The 15,489-nt window shown below is 60.9% G+C and carries 11 protein-coding genes; 8 read left to right on the plus strand and 3 right to left on the minus strand.

The genetic code is table 11. The features are described 5' to 3' along the window. The first annotated feature begins 1 nt into the window (after window position 1). From OP10G_RS00845 to OP10G_RS00875, 7 genes are all read left to right on the plus strand, one after another. Entirely contained in the window at window positions 2-2,794 is a 2,793-nt protein-coding gene (locus OP10G_RS00845; protein WP_025227787.1) for a hypothetical protein, read from the plus strand. A 17-nt stretch (window positions 2,795-2,811) separates the two neighbouring features. Further along, complete coding sequence (locus OP10G_RS00850) at window positions 2,812-3,054, plus strand: hypothetical protein (RefSeq protein WP_227625025.1); 243 nt, start codon at window positions 2,812-2,814, stop codon at window positions 3,052-3,054. Window position 3,055: 1 nt separating this feature from the next. Then, a complete protein-coding gene (locus OP10G_RS00855) occupies window positions 3,056-3,244 on the plus strand; it encodes a hypothetical protein (protein ID WP_025227785.1) in 189 nt (62 codons plus the stop codon). Next, the gene (locus OP10G_RS00860; RefSeq protein ID WP_025227784.1) at window positions 3,245-6,844 is read left to right on the plus strand and encodes a hypothetical protein; all 3,600 of its coding nucleotides are present in this window, start codon (window positions 3,245-3,247) and stop codon (window positions 6,842-6,844) included. Between the two features lie 4 nt (window positions 6,845-6,848). Further along, on the plus strand, window positions 6,849-7,805 hold the full coding sequence (locus tag OP10G_RS00865; protein ID WP_025227783.1) for a hypothetical protein: 957 nt from the start codon (window positions 6,849-6,851) through the stop codon (window positions 7,803-7,805). Between the two features lie 19 nt (window positions 7,806-7,824). Next, complete coding sequence (locus tag OP10G_RS00870; RefSeq protein WP_025227782.1) at window positions 7,825-8,589, plus strand: hypothetical protein; 765 nt, start codon at window positions 7,825-7,827, stop codon at window positions 8,587-8,589. 225 nt (window positions 8,590-8,814) lie between these two features. Beyond that, window positions 8,815-11,343 (plus strand): hypothetical protein, encoded by a 2,529-nt coding sequence (locus tag OP10G_RS00875; protein ID WP_038472282.1) that lies wholly within the window; start codon window positions 8,815-8,817, stop codon window positions 11,341-11,343. Between the two features lie 802 nt (window positions 11,344-12,145). Here OP10G_RS00875 and OP10G_RS00880 read toward each other — a convergent pair. Further along, window positions 12,146-12,826, minus strand: coding sequence for a pentapeptide repeat-containing protein (locus tag OP10G_RS00880; protein ID WP_025227780.1), 681 nt, complete (start codon window positions 12,824-12,826; stop codon window positions 12,146-12,148). 292 nt (window positions 12,827-13,118) lie between these two features. On the opposite strand from OP10G_RS00880, the gene OP10G_RS00885 reads away from it, so the two are divergent. Beyond that, window positions 13,119-14,021, plus strand: a complete 903-nt coding sequence (locus tag OP10G_RS00885; protein WP_158409103.1) for a PAS domain-containing protein — start codon at window positions 13,119-13,121, stop codon at window positions 14,019-14,021. 68 nt (window positions 14,022-14,089) lie between these two features. On the opposite strand, the gene OP10G_RS00890 is transcribed toward OP10G_RS00885, so the two are convergent. Together OP10G_RS00890 and OP10G_RS00895 are read right to left on the minus strand one after the other, a co-directional pair. Continuing rightward, on the minus strand, window positions 14,090-14,836 hold the full coding sequence (locus OP10G_RS00890) for an anti-sigma factor family protein (protein ID WP_025227778.1): 747 nt from the start codon (window positions 14,834-14,836) through the stop codon (window positions 14,090-14,092). Next, window positions 14,833-15,396, minus strand: coding sequence for a sigma-70 family RNA polymerase sigma factor (locus OP10G_RS00895; protein WP_025227777.1), 564 nt, complete (start codon window positions 15,394-15,396; stop codon window positions 14,833-14,835). Before OP10G_RS00895 ends, OP10G_RS00890 begins: the two co-directional genes overlap by 4 nt. Window positions 15,397-15,489: the final 93 nt, after the last annotated feature.

The following is a 15,489-nucleotide window of genomic DNA, read 5'->3' on the forward strand; positions in this document are numbered from 1 at the left end:
AATGTTATTTCCCACCGGAATCAGCTCGGCGATCGGGCTTCACCCCCCTACGCCTGGCCATCGAGCCGTCCTCAAGTTCGACACGCCTTGCCGCGTGCTAACTGAGTCGCCATTCTCGCTGACTCGAAAGGCGGAAAACATGGGGCGCGGCTCTAACGCCCATTGGAAGGGCACCCGGTACGTTCAGGGCATCGGGATTCAGCTCACGCCGCTCGCCCATCAAATCGGCAACGCTCACGAGCAGACCGACGCGACGGATCCGATGCTCAGCACGGACGACGGTGGCGATCTGCAGATGGCGGCGGGGATGGCGGGAGAATACGGCTACCGGTCTCCGGAAACGGATCAACCGGGATCGACCACCGGCGGAAGCGTCGCCGCGAACTCGATGCTGATGTACGCCAAAGGGGTCGATGCGGCCGATAATTACGATAACGCCGCTTACCGGCTCGACGCCGATCAGACCGCATTTCCCGGGCCGACCGTGCTCACCGACACGTTGGTTATGGACCGCGTTGCGGTGGGGCAGAACCCGCACAACGAAAAGGCACTAACCTTCACCCTTGAAACCGGTGGACCGGGAGCCAAGGCGTCGGCGAAGCTCTCGGAACGGTTTTTCTCCGGGCCAGCATCGGAAACGCAAGGGTTCACCGGCTACGGCAATTATTGCCTCGATCTGATGGGCGATGGCCAGCTGCAGCTTTGGGAAAAGGGCAAGTTCGCCGGCGAGCGGATTGGGTGGCGGAGTTGTCTCATTGGCCGATGGTGCGAGCCGAATCGAGCGTTTGGGACGACGGTAACGATCGACGTCAATATCCACCGGTATTCGCGCCCCATCAACGGCAAATCCGGCGCGATCGTGGTTACGTGCGCGGAGAGTGGCAGTGCGCCGGCCGCGACGGGGATCTTCATGGCGGTTGGCGCAACCTCCCTTCCGCAAACGCTCACGCTGAAGTATTTCGTTCCGATGCGGCAGGCGACGCCCCCGCCGACGATGCCCCAGCCGGTCCGTTGGAGCGATCGACGGGACTTGGCGCCTCGCTCTCACGCGTCTACCCCGCGGTATCCGGCAACCGGCTACGTCGACGATGATCCGTTCGGCTTTGGGAGCATGATCGGCGTCGTTCCAGGCGTCGTGCTGGTTTACGTGAGCTGGTCGGGCGACGTTCCTTCCGGCACGTCGGTTGAGGTGGATCTCATGGACGCCGGCGGGGATCCGGATTCCCCTTCATTCTACACGCCGGTGAGCTCGGGCACGATCGCTGGGGTTGGCGGATGGCGAGCCTACGATCCGGCTGACCTCGCGCTCTATGGCGTGGAAAGCGGGTCACAAACCGGAGCGTTCCAGGTTAGAACGACTTTGAACGGCACGGCGAGCTCAACGCCCACGGTGTATGCGGAAGGGATCACCAAACGCGGGATCACTACCGTAACTACACCCGGCGAATGGGAAGCTCAGCTCAAGCTTTTGGAGTGGTCCGCGCCTGGCGCGGCAGCCGATCCAACGACGGAATCAGCATCGTTCCGGATCGAGGACGAGACGGTTTCGCTGCCGCTGCTTCGCAACCGGTCGACGATCGCTTACTCGCTCGAGTACGAATACCCCGGCGTCGACTGGACTGATCCGTCAAATGCCTGGAAGCGCTCGATCCTTTCCCGTGGGTACACCACCTCGATCGTTCAGACTCAAAAAGGAAGCGATCATCCTACCGTCGACGCCAATGGCGATCCCTATGTAGACCCTCGGCATGACTACCCGAGTCCCGATTGGCGCGGATTCCAAATTGAAGCGGCGGGCGAATGGCAGCGCGCTAAGTCCGTCCTCGCGCCTTACCTGCACGATTTCTCGGTTAGTTGGGAAAACAGTACTGACACGCCTACGGGCGACCCAGAGAAGGCCACTACGGCGCTCAAGCGGATTGCGGGTTGGCTTGGTTTTACCGATCGCCAGATCGATATTCCCGACCTGCCCATCCGGCTTTGGGCGGGGAGTGAGGGGTTCATTGTCACACCGGGGCAGGACATTCTTGAGCTCGGCAATCGCATTGCTCGCGACTACCTGCTCGGATGGCTTTACTACGATTGGAATTCAGCGACACCCGACATGGGAGGCGATCCGGCCAATTGGGATGTGATGATCCGGTTCGGTCAACCTCCGTCGACCATCACAAACCTCGCCTATTTCGACAAGCGACCGATGGCGAGTGCGCTCACTGGTCTCATCTTCGGCGGCCACGCGCTGAACGATTTTGTTCCGGGCGTTGGGCCGAGCGGCGAAACGATGGTCGGCGCGCCGATCTATAAGCTTTGGCGCGAAGAGCGCATCCCGCCGGAGTTTAACAAGCTCGTCGTTCAGGGAACAGCGCCGGGCGAAACCGGGCAGAATTCGCACGGTCAAGCGACGATCCGTCAGACCGTTTACAACTTCCGAAGCTACAATTTTCATCCGGGCGTGCCGACGGCGGATATCACGAGCCCCGACTGGCTCCCCTATCCGAAAGAAGCAAAAATCATCGATCCGACAATTTCAACGGGTCGGGCTATTGGATTCATCGCCCATCACGCGATGAACTACGCCGGCACGGGGCGCATTCGCCGCGCCTGGGTCGCCCCGATGGTTTCGGTGACGGATCCGAATGATCCGTTCCAGAAGCGCCCGCGGCGGCTTCGCTATTACGATCCGGTGATGCTTTTGGGCGAGCAATATTTCATCCGGAGCTGCACGCCGTACAGTCGAAAGGATGGCGTGATCCTCGCTCGCTACGAAGCAGAAAAGCAGGTGGTACCCATATGAGCCGGGCTACGGCTTCGATGATTGAGTTGCGCCGGCGCGTGATGGAAGTTTTCACCGCCCGGCAGCTCGGGACCCTTCCGAGGTCGCCGCGGGGGCTCGTCTCCCAGCAACGGGCAATTGCGCACCACGGGGAGATTCACGGCTTGCCGGAGGTCCATGTCCCGGCGATTCAGGATCTTGATCCCGCATCGCCGACCTTTGGCGCTTTCTTTTTCTTGCTCGACGCCTCAGAGTTTGACGGCGGCGACATTCTCGGTTGATATGACCGCTCGAAGCATCAAGATCGACGCCGGCGGCGAGGGAGCTGAGCTCACGATCGTCGTTACCGGCTCAGAATGTCGTTGCGAAGATCTGCAGATGTTCATCGCCGCTAAGGTTCGCGAGTTTCTCGCTAGACCAAAGACCACCGGGTCAGCGCCGCGCCCGTGCGGCTGCAAGGAAAATCAGTAAGTGCCGATTAACGGGACCTTGCTTCCGGCGACGATCAACGCGCTCGAATTTGCTTGCCATTCGAGCGGGACGCCAAGCGGTTCCGGTCCAGGTCAGCCGACCTACAGCCATCAGGCAACTCACGACACGTTTTTTGCCCCTAACGCAATCGATTTAAGCCTCGGACTCTATTTGCATGCTGAGAGCAGCTACGACGGTTCTGCGGGCACGTGGCAAGCCGTTTACGATGGACCTGGCGCGCCGTTCGGTGGATATGTCCTCAGCGGTTCGGGATTCCAGTCGTCGGTAAAGATTGCGGCCCGGCCGAAGTCGGTGAAGCTATATGGCACGTCCGGAGGGCTCACTTATATCTCGTGGTCGGAAATCGAGATTTGGCTTAACGACGCGCTGAACATTACATTGCCTAGCTCGGGGATCGCCTCCCTGGGGAACGGTTGCGGGCCGAACTACACGCTGATGATCGGAATCCCGAGTTATCTAACTGGCAGTGCTGGCGCCGGCCGGATTGGCGTCGTTTATCCCGCCTATGACAACTGCGACCCTGGCCATGGCCTTCCGATCTCTTGGTCGACGTCCATCGGATCGACTGCGGCCGGGGGATGGCGGTTTCAGGAGATCGACGGCGGCGCTTGGACCGATCTGCCGGTCGCGCTGTATCATGCGACCCCTCCCGCGGGCGGCGACTGCCCATTCGGCCTAGGGTTGGGGACGGTGTCCGGAGGGAGCACGTCAGCCGGCTCGATCGACACGAGCTCGAGCGTTTCCTCTGACCGTGAGTATGTGACGAGAGAGCTCTTGACCGGCGTCTCAACGGCAACGTGCTACGACAATGACGAAGCAGGAACGGTTCTCGGGACCGTGACGACTCACCCGCGCGTTACGTTTCGAGACCCTTGTACAGGCGAAATTGTCGACGCTTACCGGGATGTCTATTCAACGGAAAGCTGGTCGGAGCATGCGGGCGGTTCGGTGTGGCTGTATCCCAACCTCGCTACGGCTATCCGCCGGTTCTCCCCCGGCTACCGATGCGCTTGGTACCGGGGGACGCTCCCCGAAACGACGGCATCGGCGTCGCGGAGCTGCACGAGCGGCGGCGTCACGGTAACGACCAATTCGAGCACCGTCGTCCATCCGGCCGTGTCCTACATCGCTTCGGTGGTTGGAAGCGGCGCCCATCCGATCGAAGACGTTTTCACCTACACGGCTTATTCGCCGACGACGGAATCTCGAAGCAAGCATCACAGCAAGACGTTCGATTTCGCCGGTCCGGAGGACGTGACCTGCGATCCTCAAGCCGACATCGATTGTCCTACCGGAAACAAAGGGTTTTCGTGCGGCGCCACTGCACCCGATCACCCCGAAATTAACGACAGCGAAACCGTGTCCGGCAGGTTCCCGGCAACGGTCGGCCCGATCCCAGGCAATTACCAGTGGCACTACGTCGACGTCGCGCGGTATCTCGCGACCTGGCCCAATCGACTATGGCAGTTCGCAAATTGGCGCGAAGATTGGAAGGTCGACGGCTCGCCGGTCGCCTGGCCGCTCTATTGGGGGCTGAACGGCGAGCAGTGGCTCTACAATCCCGCGTTTCCCGTTTCCGAGCAGCGGCGCACTCGAAACAGCCAGCTAACGAGTTGCTTGGAGCAATCGGGCTATACGCCCTTTCTTGACGCCTTCTTTGGCGGTTTACGGTGGATCGGTGTTTCGCGGTGGCAGACGATGGGGATCGACCCTCCCGACCATCTCGATTTGACGGCCGCTGGCGCCGATGCTTGGACGATCGAGCACGCGACGCCGACGTACACGAGCACGGGGATCACCCTTGATTCTCCGGACGCGACGACGTTAATCCTCACGCTCGACACTACGCGTTGGGACGTGCCACCGCACCTTTATCCAGCCATCTGCGATCGCATTCGTCTAAGTTGGTCTCTTGGTAACGTCGCCCAAGTCCGGGTCTATTGCGTCGCCGAGGATGGCTCGCTTGCTTTGCTCGAGCAGACCCACGGCGACGGGTTCACCACGTCCGGAGTCACCTACCGGATCCCGGCGATACCGCAAAGCAAATCGGCGGGAAGCTGGGCGATCGATAACGGGGATGGCGTCGTCACCGACACCGGGACCGATGTTGGCGGGTCGGGAATTTCGCCTGCCACTATGGCCGATCCAATACGAGCGTTCCGCTTCGGGCTGCTTGGCGGCCGTACCGTCAAAGCGCTTCGGTTTGAAGTGGACCTAGTAAGTATGTCGACGGGCGCCGTCGTGAATTACCCTAGGTGGATTTACGCCGGCGCCCATCCGACACCGATAAACGAAAGCCGTCAAATTGTCGATCTCATCTGGCCGAACGGCCCTGGCGTCCGCCTGGGGAATCATGAGTGGTGGGACGGCTCGACGCTGCTTAGCGTCCCAAATTGCTTAGGGCTCGGATACACAACCACCGTCATCGATGCGCTTTGCGCGAAGCGGGAAATCTTCTTTGGCGTCGATCGGATGGCTACCTATCCGGGCGGGGTCGATCTCACTACGGAGCTCGTGCAGCGATACGATGCTTTCGAAGGGGAGAGCGTTGGGCAGGTCGATCAAAATTCGCTTGCCTTCTTGCTCCCCAAGGGGACGGGCGAGACGATGCGTTGGGCGATCGTCAACACCATGTCGGAGTTGCCGCCCTTCGCGTGTTGGCCTCGAAAGCGGCGGGACCCCCTGACCTGGGCGGAAACCGGCTCCTATTGCCTCGAGGTTTGGGACATGGCGCAAGAGGACCGGTTCATCGTCTCCGAGGCGCAAACCGAGCTTTACAGCGATACCGGCGTGCGATTTACGTCGCCGTGGCCAGCGCCGGCCGGTTGGGCGATCACCCGGTTCGCTCCCAAGCTCGACAATACCGAGACGGGTTGGCAAGTGCGCCGCGGCGGAACCGTCCTAGCGCACGTGCGTCCTTGGCACGGCTGGTTTTGTTTGAAGGGGGTTCCGGGCGATCGGGCGCCCTGGCACTACCAGCATAACGACGGTTCGGTCTATCAATGCTCTGTCGATCGGGACGGCAACCTTTGGGCGCGATACGCTCGCCACTGGTGGCCCAACGGCGGCTGGATTAACGAACAGAACGTGACCACCACGGGCGACGTCGACGACGGCTGCATTTGGGCGAGTCGCCTCATTAGCCGCGCCGAGGTGGCGTTCTCTCGCGAGATCACCCCGACTCGATACGACCTTTACACCTCCTATTCGAAGGATCGGGCCAAATCATGGACCGAACCGGTGCTGCTTATGAGTAATGCTCGCTACCCCCGCGGCTTTCCGTCCCAGGATGGGGGAGAGATCCTCGCCTGGATCGTCTTCGATTCGGGCGCAAGCGGTCCGGCGACCGTTTACGGCCGCTATCGAGGGCGGGGAGGGAGTTGGAGTGCCCCCGCGCCCTTTAAGGACGCCAGCGGGGCGGATATCCGTGTTTCCGATGCCACCGGATGGGGGAACCCGGCCGGATCATACACCGCTCATCGCGCGCTCTCTCTCCACCTCGTGATCGAGGGAGAAGTGAGCGCATCTTGGTGGGAATGCACCAAGCCGTCAACCCTGAAATTCAGGCGAATTCTCTAACGCTATGCCTGCCACCACCTATCTACTTCGGGCCGATCAGGTCCCGAGCCCCCTCGCCATGCCCGCCGGTTTCGATCGGACTGCCGCCACGACGCTCAGCTTCCCCCCTGGCACCGCTTACGCTCAAATGCCGTGGGCGATCAACGGCCGGTTAAGCGCGGAGCATATGAACCGCCTGCTCGTCGATCTCGCGAACTACGGGATGTACGGCGGCAACGGATTCGGAATATTCGACGGATTCAATGTCGCTGCGGGGGCCGGGCTCGATGTCACGGTCAGCGCCGGCCACGGCATGGGGCCTGGCCCGATCTATCTGCCCGACACCGCGCACGGCAGCTTGCCCAACAATACGACGGTCTACCTGTGGCTCGTTCTCGCGCCGGGCGCCTTCCCAGATAGCGCGATCGTCAGCCATGGGACCAACCCAGCCGCTCCACCAGCCGGAACCATTTTCCACCTGGCCACCCTCACGACGGCCGGCGGAATTGTGACCGCGATCGACGGCTCCGGAGTGCCCTATTTGCGAGGCGGGTTCGTAGTGCGGACGACGTTCGATCGCGGTGCTCCGCTCGACACGCCCCCGGTTCCAATTCGAACGATCACCCAGGCTGGCATGTACGACTGGCATGCCGGAGCGCATCGCCCCCTCGGCAATCCGGTATTCCAGGGTTCGTTTGGCGCGCACGTGCAGCTCGTTGCCGCCGACGCCCCCACTCAAGTCCTTACCCCCACTGGTGCCGGGCTGCACGTCAGCTTGCCCGTTTCGCCCATCTACGGAACGCCCCCGCTCGTGATCGTCAACGGCGCGCCAACGGGAGGGAATAGTTTTGATCTCAAGGTGGGATCGACCGTTGTTGCGACCCTTGCGCCCGGCATGTCGGCCGGGCCGATCGTCACTGTGCCCGACACTACGGGCCACGCCGCCTATTCGAGTTCGACTATCACCCCGAACTCCTTCTAGCGACCCCTCGGAGAATCCCATGAACAAACCTTTCGCTCTGGTTTTGGGCGGGCTGCTCGCGCTTTCCAGCGCCTTCGGCTCGTCTTTCGCTCACCCTCACGTGACCCTTACCCACGCGCGTACGCGTCACCCGGCCCGCCTTTCGACACCAGTGCCGGAAACGACCGAGAACTCAACCACCTCGCTAAGCGCTTGGAAGAGGCTTTTTAGCGGCGGAGTCACCACGGCACGGACGGGAGTCGCTATCCGAAATAAATCGGCCGGCAACATCTACCTGCGAGTCGCGATCGTTCCTAGAGGGGGCGCAGCTCCGTCCGCGGTCTCGCCCGACGACGATACGCAATACGTGGTTTATGCCGGCGACACCCTTCCGCTTGGAGCGGTCGGCGACGGGAAGGCCGACATTTATCTTCGTGCTTCCGACGATACGGCCGTCGCGTATCGCGCCTGGGAGTTCGTTGGGTTGTCGGACTCCGCGCACAACGGAGGATCGACCACGGTCACGATTCGAAACACCACCTCGGCGCCCGTCTCGACGTCCGACGCTCCGCTCTCCACCCTGTTTGTTTACAACACCGATCACACCATCGCGTACATGGCAGAAGCCGATCCCGCGCTCGTCGCGGCGGCTGAGATTGCCTCGCCCGGCAGCTCGGTAAATGCCGCGATTTGGCGCGTGACCAAGTTCGTCTACTCGAGCGGAGACCTGCTCCGCACCCAAAAAGCCGGAACGGGAACGTTCACGTTCGTTCAGGCGAATTACGCTTCCCTCACCTACTACTAAGGACCGCCAACTATGCAAAGATCCCCTGTTTGGGGCCGCTTTATAGCGGCCCTTTTTTTGTTTGTCCTGACCTTTGCCGGCGCATTTGGTCAGGCCACGACCACGTATAACCCCTACACGGGGAAGGTTGAGACGTTCCCGGTCCTGAGGGACGCGAGAGCGCTGCTCAATCTGCCGGCGTCATCTCCGACGCTCGCCGAAACTCGGCCGCTCCTATTCAGGAGCATGCACGCCGGTAAACATCCACTCGCCCGGGCGTATGGCGCGTTCATCGATAAAGGCCAGCGACGGGGACCTCTTTATTGGTTCTCTGACGCCTCATGGAAGGGAAAGTGGAACCTCATCGGGAAGGCCTACGGCATTCTCGGAAAGTATTACGGATACGGCAACGCCGCCGTGGTGCGTCGCCTCGCCGGCTCCGGGGTCGGCGTTCAGGGTTCGGTCGGCGGATGGACCCTGTCGAGCGGCACGAACAACGAGCAAAACCTCGGCGGTTTTTGCTCGATCTCCCAGACCACTAACGAATCGGCCGAATTCAGCTTCACGGGTGACTCCTGCGGATTCGCCGGGGTCTATTTCCGCTCGGATCTCGGCGGGTACGCGATCCTCGGTCTCGACGGCGACTACACCGCTCCCAACGGGCCGTTCATCCAAACGATTACCCAAGGGGACATTAACGCCGGCCGGTTTCCGTCCACATTCATCGGAGTTGACGGTACATCGCGAAGCAGCCTGAATTGCAAAGCGCTCAACTTCCGCCGGGCGACCGCTTTTTCTGAGGACGTCCTTGCGTGGCAAAACACCGTCTACGGCGCGAGCGGCTCCCATACGCTCCAGGTCGTCGTTACGGGTACTAACCTCGCCGCCGACGCCAGCGGCGCGCGGGTGGCATTCTCGGCGCTCTGGGCTTCCTCTCCAAGCCAAGGGACGGTCCTTAGCCAAGTCGCCACAAACGGCGGCTCCTCCGAGCCGCAAAGCACCGCATCGAGCGGACCATATTGCCTGGCCGCGCGGACGATCTACCAGCCGTCCGCGGTCGCAAATCAAAACACCAAACCCATCGTTGGTTGGGCGTCGCTCGTAGAAGATTCCGTCTACGAGATGGCCAATTCGGCCAACGCGACGTCGGGCACTTATTATTTCAACCGACAAGCTCACGCCGACGGAAACGCCTCCGGACCGTGCGAATGCTCCCATGTGCCGACTTACGTCATGGTCGCGAGCGGCACCAACAACAGCGGCCAACCCGTAATAAACGTCCGTTCCGGAGACGCCGCCGGTGTCGCGAATGGCGATACGATCGTAGCCCTTTCACGGGCTATCCAGGTGCGGACGATCTCTTCGATCGCGGGCGATGCGATCACGTGCACGGTCAATTTAACGTCCCCGCTCAACCTCAACACAGCTTCGGAAAAAATTCTTCGCGCGGAAACGACGGTGAACGGCGCGGTGTCGGCATCGACATCGATCACGCTGGCCAGCTCCGCTCACCAGATCGGCGCTTACGACATCCTGGTTGCAGTCAAAGACGGCAACATCCCGGTTTGCTTCGCCGCCGCCGCGATCTCCGGAACCTCTCTCACCTCCGACCGAGCGGTTACAATTCCCAATGGGGCCGCGATTGTACGGATCTCCCAGCGCGGCTATGACAATTATTGGCTTGCCGACAATCGCTGGCCGCTCTGGCTCTCGCCGGGTGGCTGGTGGACCTGCACGGACAAGTTAGAGCTGAGGCGCACTTACACATCGAGTTACGCGGGCGAGGGAACCACGGTGGCCGTCGCGGGCAATCGTGGGGATACCACCCTTACCGTCACCTCCGACTCGTCCCTAAATGCCGGCGAGCTGGTGACGATCGAGGCGCAGGGCACGCAGATGCGCCGCGCGGTCTCGAAAGCGGCCAACGTCGTCACTCTCGATAAGCCGCTCGACTCCTACACGCACTCCGGCGTACGTGTCGCGCGCGGGATGTTCTGGCGCGAGGATATCGTCTCGTGGAATTCCTACGACGCCTGGGACATGAAAGTCCAGTGGCTCGAAAAGGAGCATCACCCGGGCGACGCGATCAAGAACGGCTACGACTGCATGCTCACCCAAGGATGGGCCGTACCGCGGATTGCGACCCCGAGCCACTCAATCACGGGCGTTTCAGCTACAACTCCGATCACCGTCACGGATCCGAACCACCCGTTTCGAACCGGGGAGCGCGTCCGGATAACGAGCAACGCCGCGGCGGCTGGTGACTGGCGGGTTACGGTCACGGGGACCAACACTTACACGCTCGATGGCTCGACGGCCAACGGGGCAGTGAGCGGCGGCACTTGCGTCGAGATTCCGCTCACCTACGCCGCCACGTTCGATTCTACGGCAGTCCTTCCGCTGAATGCCTCGCCCGTCGTCCAACTCAATGTCGACGTCCCGAAGACGTACAACAGCGGAACCACGACAACCACGAACGTCGCAAATGCAGAAATCGGCGTTCTCTTCTCCACCCAGCACAACATCATCGAAGCCGTCCGGATGGGCGACGTCTCGGAGATGAGAGGAACCCTCTGGGGAACCGCTACACTCACAATCCAGAATAGGGCGACCGGCGATAATCCAAAGCTCTACTTTCAAATCTCCGGCTCCGATGGCAGTTCCACGGAGCGAACTCTCACGGCAACTACCATTCGGCAGGGCACGTACTACGTGCAAATCCGAGAGGTGCCGGGATTCACGGCTGCAGTGAATCGCTACTACATCACACAGTAGAGCTTTTTCCGCCAAGGGCGCCCCGTGGTGCAGATAAAGATCTATCTGCACCACGGGGCGCCCTTTTTGCGTTGAAGCGCCTCAAGATCGCCCAGGCGAGCACCAGCGATCGCGCCGAACAATATCCGACCGTGTCACCGTAACAGGTCATCCGGGCTCGCTTCCCGGTCGATTGAAGCCCCAGGCCGGGAAGCAATTGGTTCCATTCCCCGCTCCGGACAATAACCTCAAGGTCGCGATCGACACGGGCGCGGACGGCCCAATACTTGCGGTGCTCCAAGCCGCGATACGATGCCCAGATCAGGCCGCCAGCCGCATCTAGTATCAACTCACCTTCCGGATCGATCGGGAGACAAACCTCTAACTCCACGTCGGGCCAGAACCGCCAATCAATATTTTCTCCCACAACTTAAAGGCGATCGAGACGCCATTAAGTCAACCATGGCCAGCTCATATCGACGTCAAGCAGCCTGAGCGAGCATCCGGAATGTTTCCGCTACGCCCTGCCATTTCTCGAAATCCGTCTCAATGTCCGGATTTCGACGAGCGTCAGATTCGTCTAAGCGATTTTCGAAAGCCTCGACGTAGCGGCACGCGTAGGTGCCGGCTACACGCCTGCGGCGTAAGCAGACCGAACTAACGCGAAGCGTTGTAGCCGCAGGTTGGCTCGTACCTGCGCGGGACGTTCCGTTTTCCGACCAAAGTTTTGGATCGTCGGGGCGTTGTCGCGCAGGTACGAGCCAACCTGCGTCTACACGGCTTCGCCGTTGGGGAGGCCGCTCTTGAGAGCAGCGGTCCGGGGTCAACTCTGGTGGTACAGGTCTCGTAGGGCTTCGATCTCGTCGTCCGTGTATCCAACGCCGCGGAGGAAGGAGTCGGCGAGGTGGGGTACGCAGGCGCGGAGGGTTAGCAGGTCGAGGCAGGAGGGGGCTTCGTTGACCACGGTGTCGAGGCCGCGGCAGCGGTAGAGGGCGGGGCAATCGGCGAAGACGGTGTGAGATAGGATCGCCCGGGTTAAGTCGGCGTCGGTAAGCCGGGCTCTCAAAAGATTCGTGTCACGCAGGCAGGCGCCGGTGAGGTCGGCTCCGGTGAGATTGGCGCGGCTGAGATCGGCGTGCGAAAGGTCGACGCCGATCATTCGGGCATGCCGCAGGTTCGTGTGAGGGAGGCGAGCGCCGCCCATCATCGCTCCATCAAAGAACGCCCCTTCGCAGTTGGCGTCTTCGAAGTTCGCGCCCGCGAGATTGGCGCCCTGGAACTCCGCCGCCTCCACGGTAGCCGTGTAAAAACTTGCGCCAGCCAAACAGGCGCCGACGAAGGATGCTCCACTCACGTCGGCCAGTGCGAATTCGGCTCCGCGCAGGTCATGTCCCGAGAAGTCGACTCGCTGCAGATTGGCCTGAAAAAACGACGCCTTCTTCAAGGAGGCCACATCGATCTGCAAGACGACGTTTTGGGTATCCCGGTGACGAAGCTCGATCATGGCTCTAGCGATCGCCTTTCCTTAAGCGATCTTTAAAGAGTATCGAAAATCCCAGACCCCTACGACGGCGATTCACGCCAAACGTCCCGAACCTGTTAGATCTACTGTCGTCATTTTTCGCAGGTTTTGGGCCTGGCCGACGCTACTAGACGCACGTCGGGCAAAAGCTCCACATTAAAGAGCAAGGCTGGTGGTTAATGCTTCTGTATAGGGAGAGTTCCGTACCGCCTACCCAAAGCGATAGCGGATGTCTGGGAAGGACTTACAAGGATTGGAGCCAGAAGAGCGACAGTTGTCGGACCGAGAGCGCACGGTGTTGCTCTTAGCGGCAGAAGGGCTTACCGACAAGGAAATCGCCAGACACCTGGAGCTATCCCAGCGAACGATCGGTACGTATTGGGAAAGGATGCGGCTAAAGCTAGGGCCGTTTTCTCGGACTCAGCTCGTGGCGAGATTCCTCCGGGTCGAGTCGGCGGACGAGGGTTCGAACTATCGAAACCTCTTCGCCACATGGGAAGACGGGGTTTGGATCTTGAGTCCGTATGGAGCCACGATCTACGCCAACGCCCGGGTCGCATCGATTTTCGGCTTGACGCCTAACGAATTTCGCGAAACCGGTGCGCACAAGCTCTTGGCGAACCTGGTCGCCCGTCCGGTCGAAGAGCTGCTTGCCTCGGCTCGAAACGGGATTCAGTCACAAGAATTCCGTTTTGTCCGCCCGGATGGAGCCACAGTGTGGCTCCGGATGAGCGCCTCGGCCGTGAACGATCCTCGCGGCCGCTGCTCGGCCATCATCTTTTTGTTTAGCGACACCACGGTTCAACGGCGGGTCGTTCAGGCGCTCGAGTCTTGCGAATCGACGTTCGCATTCCTTTCGGAACACTCCAGCGACATGATCGCACGGTTCGACGCCGAGTTAACTTGCATCTCGATCAACCCTCAGTTTCTGAAGGGATCAAACCACGGCGGCGGTGAAATCGTCGGACGTCCGATTCACGAGCTGGCGAGCATTTTTCGTCCCGTCGATGAGTGGATCCGGAATCTGACGGCCGTCATCCAAACGGGGGAAGACCGATCGTTCGGCTCGGATTGCGCCGCCGGCGAGGGAAGCACCCAAACCTACTTACGGCAGGAGCGGGGTTCCGAGCCAAACCCGGCCGGGATCATAAGCATTACGACGGTCGCGAGCACGTAGGCGGAGGTTTTTACAGGGGCAGGCCCGCCCCTGATACACATGGGCGGGCCACCCATGCCACGAACGGGTTATTTGCCCGGAGAATTGAGGGTGATTCGGGAGGCGGTGGTGACCAGGTCCTCGTACGAGCGGTCGGCGACGAGCATCATCGTGTAGCGGCCTTCGGCCCAGGCGATGCAGTTCCATTGCCCGATGTGCCCCAGCCGGTAAGAATGGTCTCGGCGAACCTCGCCCAAACCGTCCAGTTGCAGCAGGTCGGGGACCATTACCAGTGCGAGGTCACCCGCGGCGTCTCTAAGCGCAAGCCGGGTGACCGGCCGGCCGTCGACCTCTCCGCGCGCCGAGCTCAGTACGCTCAGCCGATTGGGGTCGAGCGACTGTCCAGCCTCGATAAGGAGCTGATCGACGTCTTTCTTGGTCGCCGGGTCCATCCCACGCGACGGGCCGAAGTTTGTCACCAGCCGAGCCAGGTCGGCCGAGTGGATATTGGCGTCCTCGGGAGCGTGTTTAAACATCCCCGCCAACAAAATCACGCCGAATAAACCGCCGGCAAGTCCCCACGCCGTACGGCCGGAGACGAACCGCTCGACCTTCCGGGTGCGGTTCAGCTCTTTGATCCGGCTTGCGCACGCCTTCCATTCGGCATGGCACTCCACCGGCTTCACCTTCTCTCGGAGGAGCCGCTTTACGCCGAGAATCGCTTCCAATTCCGCCCGCGACTCGGGCGATTCGGCCAAGGCCGTTCGAATCGCGCTTTCGCGCTCAGGGGCGATTTCCCCATCCGCCCATGCATGTAGTTCGATCGGATCGATCATTCGATAACTCCGTCCTTCAAATAGCCTTCCCGTTTCGCGTACCCTTCCAGCGCCTTTCGGAGGATAGACCGCCCCCGAGCGATTCGCGATCTCACGGTACCGATCGGCACCTGCGTGATATCCGCGATTTCTTGATAGCTCAGACCTTCTAAGTCGCTTAACATGACCGCCATTCGAAAATCTTCTGGGACCTTTGACAAGGCCTCTTCGATCTCGGCCCCCACGGCTTCGTCGAAGAGAATCCGGTCTGGGATCTCCGATTCGGCCGACATCGGTTCGATGACTCCCTCTTCGTCCAAGGATCCTAGCTGCGGGCCTCGCTGACGCTGCCTGTACTTATTAATGTACAGATTCGTCACGATGCGAAGCATCCAAGCTTTAAAGTTCGCTCCGTCGAAGCGTTCATACGCGTCGAAGGCCCGGACTATCGCTTCCTGTGCTAGGTCCTCGGCATCTTCGCGGGAGCGTGTCAAACGCAATGCGGTGCCTAAGACCGAGGGAAAGACCTTCTCGGCCTGTCTCTCGAAGGATTCTCGCTTGTCGCGTTTCCCAAAGAGCATGGGTCGAAGGAGTCTACCCCTCGGGTACGTTCAACGCCTCATCTTGAGGATGCGTTCCCGCCTGGGACCGAATCCCCGATAATCGACTAAACT

This window comes from Fimbriimonas ginsengisoli Gsoil 348, assembly GCF_000724625.1.
Taxonomy (GTDB): domain Bacteria; phylum Armatimonadota; class Fimbriimonadia; order Fimbriimonadales; family Fimbriimonadaceae; genus Fimbriimonas; species Fimbriimonas ginsengisoli.

Excerpts from the sequence above, each read along its gene's own strand:
- OP10G_RS00845 (WP_025227787.1), top strand. The coding sequence starts at position 2 with ATGTTATTTCCCACCGGAATCAGCTCGGCGATCGGGCTTCACCCCCCT.
- OP10G_RS00850 (WP_227625025.1), top strand. The coding sequence starts at position 2,812 with ATGATTGAGTTGCGCCGGCGCGTGATGGAAGTTTTCACCGCCCGGCAG.
- OP10G_RS00855 (WP_025227785.1), top strand. The coding sequence starts at position 3,056 with ATGACCGCTCGAAGCATCAAGATCGACGCCGGCGGCGAGGGAGCTGAG.
- OP10G_RS00865 (WP_025227783.1), top strand. The coding sequence starts at position 6,849 with ATGCCTGCCACCACCTATCTACTTCGGGCCGATCAGGTCCCGAGCCCC.
- OP10G_RS00870 (WP_025227782.1), top strand. The coding sequence starts at position 7,825 with ATGAACAAACCTTTCGCTCTGGTTTTGGGCGGGCTGCTCGCGCTTTCC.
- OP10G_RS00875 (WP_038472282.1), top strand. The coding sequence starts at position 8,815 with ATGCACGCCGGTAAACATCCACTCGCCCGGGCGTATGGCGCGTTCATC.
- OP10G_RS00880 (WP_025227780.1), bottom strand. The coding sequence starts at position 12,826 with ATGATCGAGCTTCGTCACCGGGATACCCAAAACGTCGTCTTGCAGATC.
- OP10G_RS00890 (WP_025227778.1), bottom strand. The coding sequence starts at position 14,836 with ATGATCGATCCGATCGAACTACATGCATGGGCGGATGGGGAAATCGCC.
- OP10G_RS00895 (WP_025227777.1), bottom strand. The coding sequence starts at position 15,396 with ATGCTCTTTGGGAAACGCGACAAGCGAGAATCCTTCGAGAGACAGGCC.